Origin of the sequence: Bacteroides sp. ET336, from assembly GCF_024733815.1 — a bacterium.
Taxonomy (GTDB): domain Bacteria; phylum Bacteroidota; class Bacteroidia; order Bacteroidales; family Bacteroidaceae; genus Phocaeicola; species Phocaeicola cellulolyticus.
Genome location: NZ_JANRHK010000027.1, coordinates 21,990 through 28,842 on the forward strand (window position 1 = coordinate 21,990; position 6,853 = coordinate 28,842).

Here is a 6,853-nt window from a genome sequence, read left to right on the forward strand (position 1 = left end):
GTTTTGCCATGTTTAGATTTGGAGAACCGATATATTTGTATTTTTTATTGATAATTCCTTTTTTGGTAGTATTCTATATATATACCAATTATAGGAGAAGGAAAAAATTACGTCAGTACGGAGACCCGGAACTGATGGCACATCTGATGCCGAATGTTTCGAAATACAGACCTGACGTAAAGTTCTGGCTGGTGACAGCTGCGCTGGTCATGGTTATATTCATGCTGGCACGTCCTCAGTTTGGTTCCAAAATGGAGACGGTGAAACGTCAGGGTGTTGAAACTGTGGTTGCGTTGGATATTTCCAACTCAATGCTGGCTCAGGATGTTACACCAAGCCGACTGGAAAAGTCAAAGAAATTAGTGTCCAGACTTGTAGAGACATTCAATAATGATAAGGTCGCTATGATAGTTTTTGCTGGAGAGGCATTTACCCAGCTTCCTATAACAAGCGATTATATATCTGCAAAAATGTTTCTGGAAACAATATCTCCTTCTCTTATTACAACTCAGGGAACTGATATTCGTGGTGCTATCGACTTGGCTATGAAGAGTTTTACTCCGAATGAAGGTGTAGGACGTGCAATTGTTCTTATTACAGATGGTGAAAACCACGAAGGAGGAGCAGTGGAAGCTGCTCAGCAGGCTGCGGAGAAGGGCGTAAGAGTTTTTGTACTTGGAGTTGGTTCGCCTGACGGTTCACCTATTCCAGTAGAAGGAACGAATGATTTCCGTCGTGACAAGGATGGCAATGTGGTAGTGACAAAGCTGAACGAACAAATGTGTCAGGAGATTGCAAAAGCAGGTAATGGTATGTATGTTCGTGTTGATAATACAAACAATGCAGAGAGGGCTCTTAACGCTGAAATAAATAAGCTGGCAAAGGCTGATGTTGAGACTCAGGTATATACAGAATTCGACGAGCAGTTTGACGTACTGGCATGGCTGGCATTGATTCTGCTTGCCGCAGACGTTATGTTGCTCAATAGGAAAAATCCTCTATTTAAGAATGTAAAACTTTTTAAACAGGATTGATTTATGCGGTGTAGTAAAGTATATTTGATAGGGATAATGCTTCTGGGAGTTTCTGCTTCATATGCACAGAAGACTGACAGGGATTATCTTCGTAGCGGAAACAAGTTATATAATGACAGTCTGTTTGTAAAGGCTGAAGTAGATTACAGAAAGGCACTTGAGATTAATCCTAAATCTGCAGATGCAATGTTCAATCTGGGAAACTCGCTACTAATGCAGCAAAAAGGCAAGGAAGCTATGGAACAGTTTGAGGCTGCGGCACGTCTGGAAAAAGATAAGGAAAAGTTGGCTCATATATATCATAATATGGGGGTTATACTTCAATCGTCAAAGCAACTGCCGCAGTGTATAGAAGCTTATAAAGAGTCATTGCGTAATAATCCTAAGGATGATGAAACTCGTTACAATCTGGTACTTGCACAGAAACAGCTGAAAGACCAGCAGCAACAGCAAAATCAGGATCAGCAGAAAGAACAGAAGCAGGATCAGAAACAGGACGAGAAAGAACAGAACAAGGATCAGCAGGATCAACAGCAACAGCAGCAAAATCAAAATCAGCAACAGCAGCAACAGAACAAGGATGAAATGTCGAAAGAAAATGCCGAACAATTGCTGAGAGCTGCTATGCAAGACGAGAAAGACGTACAGGATAAAGTGAAGAAACAGATGCAGGTGAGCGGAAAGAAACTTGAGAAAGACTGGTAATCCTGTAACGAATTTCTATTGATATTTTAATAAGTGGAAAAACAATAATTTATATAATGATGAGAAAATATATTTTCTTGATATTGATGATTACTGCGTCACTCCACGTGTTTGCCAAGGAAGAAGTGACATTAAAAGCTTCTGCTCCTGAAGTAGTGGTAAACGGTGATCAGTTCAGACTTACATACACTGTGAATTCGCAGGATGTAAAGGATTTCCTTGCTCCGCAGGCTAAGGGTTTTGATGTCCTTATGGGACCTAGCCGTTCGCAGCAGAGTAGTACACAGATAATTAACGGCAAGGTGTCTTCCAGTCGTTCCATCACATATACATATATTCTGATGGCAGTTTCGGAAGGTACATTTAATATTCCGTCTGCAAGCATTGAAGTTGATGGTGAGAAGATTTTCTCTAATCCACTTACAATAAAGGTTCTTCCTAAGGATAAGGAAGATGCCAACTCTAACCAGAGCCAGGGCAACAGTGGAATTTCATCAAGAAACCAGAAGTCGAACGGAAAGATTTCCGATAAGGATCTGTTTGTTCTGGCAACAGCAAGCAAGACTAAGGTTCACGAGCAGGAAGCCATATTGGTGACATACAAGGCTTATACTACGGTCGATCTTCGCCAGTTGCTTGGAAAGATGCCGGACCAGCAGGGATTTTACGTACAGGAAGTTGAACTTCCTGCACAGAAGACATTCAAGCTGGAACATTACAAAGGCAGAAACTATAATACTGTGGTTTACAGGCAGTATGTGATTTTCCCGCAAAAGTCAGGACGTCTTGAAATACCTGCTGTAACGTTTGACGCAGTCGTTGCTCAGAGAGTGGCTGTATCCGACGATCCTTTTGAGGCATTCTTCAACGGAGGCGGTTATGTGGAGGTTAACAAGAAAATTGTTGCACCGAAGGTGGTTATTAATGTAGATCCGCTTCCTGCCAAACCTGAAGGCTATTCGGGAGGTGTGGGTACTTTCACTATGAAATCGGAAATCAGTGCTACAGAGCTTAAAGCAAACGAAGCTGTTACTGTAAAACTGACAATAGAAGGTACAGGTAATATGAAACTGGTCAGTGCTCCGGAAGTTAAATTCCCGCATGATTTTGAAATATATGATCCGAAGATTGATGATAATTTCCAACTGACTGCAGACGGACTGAGCGGAACAAAGAAAATTGAATATCTGGCAATCCCACGTCATGCCGGAGAGTTTACAATTCCACCTGTAGAATTCAAATATTTTGATGTAAAGTCGGGAACTTATAAGACCTTGAAAACTGAGGCATATAATCTGAAGGTAGCCAAGGGTGAAGGTAATGCAGCCAACCAGCAGGTGATAGCTGACTTTACTAACAAGGAGAATGTCAAGGTATTGGGCACTGACATCTTGTTTATCAAGACAGTCGATTCTGCTTTGAGAGAAAAAGGAAAATATTTCTTTGGAACTATATCATATTATTTGTGGTATATCATACCTTTCGTGCTGTTTGTGGTATTCGTTGTGATATATAGGAAACAGGCTGTCGAGAATGCAAATGTTGCAAAGGTTAAGACAAAGAAGGCTAACAAGGTTGCTACAAAACGTATGAAGCTTGCAGGTAAGCTTCTTGCAGAAAGCAAGGTAAATGAATTCTATGATGAGGTATTGAAGGCTCTGTGGGGTTATATCAGCGATAAGTTGAATATTCCTGTTTCCAAGCTTTCCAGAGACAACATAGAGGCTGAGCTTTCCAGACAAGGTGTATCCGAAGATCTTATAAAGGAATTTATCGATGTCTTGTCGGAATGCGAGTTTGCTAGATATGCTCCGGGAAATCAGAACGAGACAATGGATAAAGTTTATTCGGCATCTGTCGAAGTGATAAGCAAAATGGAAAACAGTATTAAACGTTAAAACATATAGGAGAATTGATTATATGAATAAAGTGTATGTTTTTATATTGCTTCTAATAGGTTTTGTCTTTTCTGCCAACGCTTCGGTTAAGGAAGAGGCCGACAAAGCTTATCAGGAAAATGATTTTAAGACTGCGATTGAAAAGTACGAAGCAATACTGAATGCCGGACAGGAATCGGCAGATGTGTATTATAATTTGGGAAACAGTTATTACAAGAATAAGAATATAGCAAAGGCTGTACTGAATTATGAGCGCGCTTTACTGTTGTCTCCGGGAGATAATGACGTGAGATATAATCTTGAAATGGCCAAGAGCAAGACAATAGATAAGGTTACTCCCAAGAGTGAAGTTTTCATAGTCACTTGGATAAATTCTATAAGAAACATTATGAGTGAATCGGCTTGGAGCGTGTTTGCCATTTCATGTTTCATATTGTTCTTGTTAGGAACTTCAACCTATATTTTCGGTAAAAAAATAGTTTTAAAGAAAATAGGTTTTTCATTGGCCGTTATATTTCTGTTCTTTACGGTTGTAGGAAATCTGTTTGCCGATGCACAGAAGGACAGATTGGTGAACAGAACTGGAGCTATCGTAATGCAACCGTCAGTAACAGTAAAAAGTACTCCTAACGAAAGTGGTACCGATCTGTTTGTCCTGCATGAAGGAACAAAGGTTTATATCAACGACAATACCATGAAGGGATGGAAGGAAGTAAGCCTTGAAGACGGTAACAGAGGATGGGTACCGACAGAAAGCATTGAGGTAATATAATGTTATAATATTTTTCTATATATGGACATACAGCAATTGATAGATTTGGATAAGTTGATATTGATGAAACTCAATGGAAGTGATTCGATATTCTGGGATGGATTTATGTATATAGTGACAAGTACTAAGACATGGATTCCTGCGGCTGTCGCATTGCTGTATGTCATATTCAAGAACAACAAGTTCAAACACGGAATGTTGATTCTTTTAATGATAGCTTTGGTGATAGCACTTGCTGACCAGACTTCATCAGGAATCTGCAAACCATTGTTCGAGCGTTTTCGCCCGACCAAAGATCCTGAGCTTATGTATATGGTAGATACGGTGAATAATTATAGGGCAGGGGGGCTGTTTGGATTTATATCAAGTCATGCCGCGAACACATTTGCCGTGGCTATGTTCGTTTCCTTGCTTGTTAAGAATATAAAACTGGGATTTATGATGTTTTTGTGGGCACTGATACCTACATATTCGCGTGTCTATTTGGGAGTGCATTATCCCGGAGATGTATTTTTCGGTATGTTGGACGGGTTATTATGCGGTGTTATAATATATTTCCTGTATGTATTTATATCAAACAAGTTTATTTTCAAGCCTAAATTGATTTCAGCGCAATATACGGTGAGCGGATACGATGTGAAAAGTGTCGATGTGGTAGTGTTGGTACTGCTCCTTACATATTTTTTCGCTGTGGTTTACGGCATGATTATATCCAAAACGCTCTATTTCTGATATAAATTTGGGAAAGGTGATAAAATATCATGTTATCAAATAAAAAATATACATTTTTCTTGCTTGTCAAGTAAAAAATATATATATTTATCATCGAGATGAAAACCATATTGTCTAATTCTTAAAATATAGATTACTATGACAAGAACTATTACTTTTAATGAACTAAGAAACATTAAAGATTCTTTACCTGAAGGAAGTATGCATCGCATTGCCGATGAATTAAATATATCTGTAGAGACTGTCAGAAACTTTTTCGGAGGACAGAACTTCAAAGACGGTAAATGTGTGGGTATCCATCTGGAACCCGGTCCGGATGGCGGTTTGGTTATGCTTGACGATACTACGGTTTTGGAAAAAGCACTGGCTATCCTTAAAGAAGAGGCTGAAGCATAAATAAGGAGATAGCTATAATAGTTGTTCGAGATATGTTGAAAATAACTATTATAGCTATTTTTGTTTTTTAGCAGACGTACAATATATATGGGATTATCCGGCTATTAATTTATTTTTAACCTAAATCAGTCTTATTATGGAAGAAGAAAAACTCGTAACGCTTGCTATCTTGACTTATTCTAAAGCTCAGATATTGAAGAATGTACTGGAGAACGAAGGCATAGAGGCATATATACATAATGTAAATCTTATACAGCCTGTCATTTCTTCAGGCGTAAGAATACGAATAAAAGAGAGTGATTTGCCACGTGCCTTGAGTATTATAGAGAGTTCCGCATGGCTGGCAGAAGATGTGGTGAAAGAACATGTGAAAGAAACTGACAAGGAACGTAAAAAACCGGTAATTCTTGTTCCGGTGGATTTCTCTGCCAATTCGCTTAAAGCTTGTAAGTTCGGTCTGAATTTTGCGGCACAGATAAAAGTTGAAGTAGTGCTGATGCACGTTTATTTCAGTCCGGTATATATGCCGAGCCTGCAGTATGCTACTGAAGGATACGGAATGCCATACGAGGCTGAATTGGGAATAAAGAGCATGCTGGACAACGTCCATAACCGTTTGAAGGAGTTGACCGATACTATAGACAAACTTATGGCGGACGGGGAGATACCGGAGGTGAAATACACATGTCTGTTGAGGGAAGGTATTCCGGAAGAAGAAATCCTGGCATACGCACGCGAGGAATCGCCATTGATGATTGTGATGGGAACACGTGGAGAAAATATGACAGAGTACGGACTGATGGGAAGTGTGACGGCAGAAGTTATAGAACGCAGTCCTGTATTTGTATATTCCATTCCTGAGGAAGCCAAACTTATTAATTTCAAGGAAATCAATAAGGTGGCGTTTATTACAAACTTCGATCAGCGTGACCTGATTGCGTTCGATTCTTTGATTACTACTTTCAAGGATTATAATTTTGAGATTTATTTCATTCATCTCAATTCCAATGAAGAAAGGCGTACATGGAATGAGATTAAGCTTTCTGGAATAAAGGAGTATTTCCACAAGCAATATCCTGATTTGAAGATTAATTACAGTCTGGTTACAGAGGACAGTTTCTTCAATAATCTGGATGATTATGTACGGGAAGAGAATATTGATGTGTTATGCGTATCCAACTATAAGAGAAACGTCTTTGCACGTCTGTTCAACCCAAGTATTGCAAAGAAAATGATATTCCACTCACGTACACCGATTCTGATCATCAAATAAAAATTTGTAGTATAGAAAAAAGCGGTAGTTCCATTCTGTGGTG

7 protein-coding genes are annotated in these 6,853 nt (G+C 39.3%); all 7 read left to right on the forward strand.

What is annotated here, in order from left to right; all coding sequences use genetic code 11:
- Positions 1-8 precede the first annotated feature (8 nt).
- The 7 genes from NW213_RS15740 (at position 9) to NW213_RS15770 (ending at position 6,810) form a co-directional block, all read left to right on the forward strand.
- Positions 9-1,034 carry a VWA domain-containing protein gene (locus NW213_RS15740; RefSeq protein WP_235339159.1) on the forward strand — a complete coding sequence of 342 codons (1,026 nt, stop codon included), beginning with the start codon at positions 9-11 and terminating at the stop codon, positions 1,032-1,034.
- A gap of 3 nt (positions 1,035-1,037) precedes the next feature.
- The gene (locus NW213_RS15745) at positions 1,038-1,739 is read left to right on the forward strand and encodes a tetratricopeptide repeat protein (RefSeq protein ID WP_258323369.1); all 702 of its coding nucleotides are present in this window, start codon (positions 1,038-1,040) and stop codon (positions 1,737-1,739) included.
- Positions 1,740-1,798: 59 nt separating this feature from the next.
- Positions 1,799-3,637 (forward strand): BatD family protein, encoded by a 1,839-nt coding sequence (locus tag NW213_RS15750; RefSeq protein ID WP_258323372.1) that lies wholly within the window; start codon positions 1,799-1,801, stop codon positions 3,635-3,637.
- Positions 3,638-3,659: 22 nt separating this feature from the next.
- Entirely contained in the window at positions 3,660-4,409 is a 750-nt protein-coding gene (locus NW213_RS15755) for a tetratricopeptide repeat protein (RefSeq protein ID WP_258323370.1), read from the forward strand.
- Positions 4,410-4,430: 21 nt separating this feature from the next.
- Positions 4,431-5,141: a phosphatase PAP2 family protein gene (locus tag NW213_RS15760; RefSeq protein WP_204393976.1), complete on the forward strand. Its 711-nt coding sequence runs from the start codon at positions 4,431-4,433 to the stop codon at positions 5,139-5,141.
- A 138-nt stretch (positions 5,142-5,279) separates the two neighbouring features.
- Entirely contained in the window at positions 5,280-5,537 is a 258-nt protein-coding gene (locus tag NW213_RS15765) for a DNA-binding protein (RefSeq protein WP_154042563.1), read from the forward strand.
- Between the two features lie 136 nt (positions 5,538-5,673).
- On the forward strand, positions 5,674-6,810 hold the full coding sequence (locus tag NW213_RS15770; protein ID WP_154042564.1) for a universal stress protein: 1,137 nt from the start codon (positions 5,674-5,676) through the stop codon (positions 6,808-6,810).
- Positions 6,811-6,853 lie beyond the last annotated feature (43 nt).